Source organism: Ruminococcus callidus ATCC 27760 (assembly GCF_000468015.1).
Taxonomy (GTDB): domain Bacteria; phylum Bacillota; class Clostridia; order Oscillospirales; family Ruminococcaceae; genus Ruminococcus_C; species Ruminococcus_C callidus.
This window is the reverse complement of the sequence record NZ_KI260421.1, coordinates 1,138-2,857: the sequence shown is the minus strand read 5'-3', so window position 1 is coordinate 2,857 and position 1,720 is coordinate 1,138. Positions and strand designations below refer to the sequence as shown.

General features: G+C 52.8%; 1 protein-coding gene. It reads left to right on the top strand.

Translation table 11 applies throughout. From position 1 onward, the window contains the following. Positions 1–240: 240 nt before the first annotated feature. Positions 241–1,659 (top strand): glycogen synthase, encoded by a 1,419-nt coding sequence (locus RUMCAL_RS09315; protein WP_021682522.1) that lies wholly within the window; start codon positions 241–243, stop codon positions 1,657–1,659. Positions 1,660–1,720 lie beyond the last annotated feature (61 nt).

Genomic DNA, 1,720 nt, shown 5'->3' with positions numbered 1-1,720 from the left:
TGTCGCACAATCTTTGTGCGGTATTGCCTTTAATAAGAGCCTTTTTATCAATGGAGTGAAAACAAAAATTTCTGCCGTATGCGTCCGGCGTACACAGGCTGTTTGTCTGTGAAACGGTGCATACGGCAGTTTTTTGGGAAACGCTGAAAGGCAATACCGCACAAAGAGCGTCTGGCGACTTTATGCAGTGTTTCTTTTGCAGCACAGCCTGTGTGCTGCCGCCTTGGAGGAGAGTATACCATGAAAATTTTATTTGCAGCCAGTGAAGCCCTGCCCTTTGCCGCTTCCGGCGGGCTTGCCGATGTTGCCGGTTCCCTGCCGGCTGCCCTGGGCAAACATGACGACATCGACTGTCGGGTTGTGATGCCGCTGTACCGCAGTGTCGCTCCCAACGTCCGCAACAAGATGACATATCTCAAGGACATCACCGTTGAGGTCGGCTGGCGGAAACAGTACTGCGGCATCTATACCATTCAGGTGGGCAAGGTCACCTACTATCTGCTGGACAACCCCTACTACTTCATGCGGGACGGCATGTACGGCTTCTATGACGACTGCGAACGCTTCGTCTTTTTCAGCCGTGCCGTGCTGGAGATCCTGCCGGCTCTGGACTGGAAGCCGGACATCATTCACTGCAACGACTGGCAGACCGCAATGGTTCCGGTGTTCTACCGTGTGCTCTACCAGTATCATCAGGAATTCGAAAATATCCGTATCATTTACACCATTCACAACATTCAGTATCAGGGCGTTTATGGCAAGGAAGTCATCACAGAGTTAATGGGACTTCCCACCTATCACACCAGCCTGCTGGAATTTGACGGCATGGTGAATCTGATGAAAGGTGCCATTGAAACAGCAGACCGTATCACTACCGTCAGCCCCACCTACGCCAAAGAATTGCTGGACCCGTGGTATTCCTACGGCATGGATCGTGCACTGGTGCGGCGGCAGGACGGCATTGTCGGCATTCTCAACGGCATTGATGTTATCGGCTACGATCCGGAAACAGACCCGAACCTGAAAAAGAATTATTCTGTTACCAAAATGGCTGGCAAAAAAGAATGCCGTACAGCCCTGCTGAAAGAGTGCGGGCTGACTGATTCTGATGCTCCGGTCATCGGCATTGTGACTCGTTTTGTAGCACACAAGGGCATTCAGCTGGTACAGCAGACATTTCAGGAAATGTTACAGCTGGGCTGCCGGTTTGTAGTGCTGGGCAGCGGCGAACGGCTGTACGAGGACTTCTTCCGCGAAATGCAGGCAGAATATCCGGAACAGGTGCATGTGACTGTTGGCTTTGTGCCGGCAATGGCACGGCGGATCTACGGCGGTGCAGATATGTTCCTCATGCCCTCCCAGAACGAACCCTGCGGACTGGCACAAATGGTTGCCATGCGGTATGGTGCAATTCCGGTAGTACGGGAAACCGGCGGTCTGAAAGACTCTGTTTTTGATGCCGGCGGAAAGGACGGCAACGGCTTCACCTTCAAGACCTACGATGCATTCGACATGCTGGACGCAGTAAAGCGTGCCTGCGTCCTGTTCGCAGACAAGCGAAAGTGGAACGCTCTGGTACGCCACGCCATGAAGTGCGACTACAGCTGGAATGTTTCGGCGGAGAAGTATGTGGAACTGTACCGGTCGTTGCTGGGGTGAGAAGTGCACTGGGAAAAGCACATTGAAATATAAGGCAATACCGCACAAAGAGCGTCTGGCG

What these genes read in the sequence shown, in the direction of transcription:
- RUMCAL_RS09315 (WP_021682522.1), top strand. Translation starts at nt 241, where the DNA reads ATGAAAATTTTATTTGCAGCCAGTGAAGCCCTGCCCTTTGCCGCTTCC.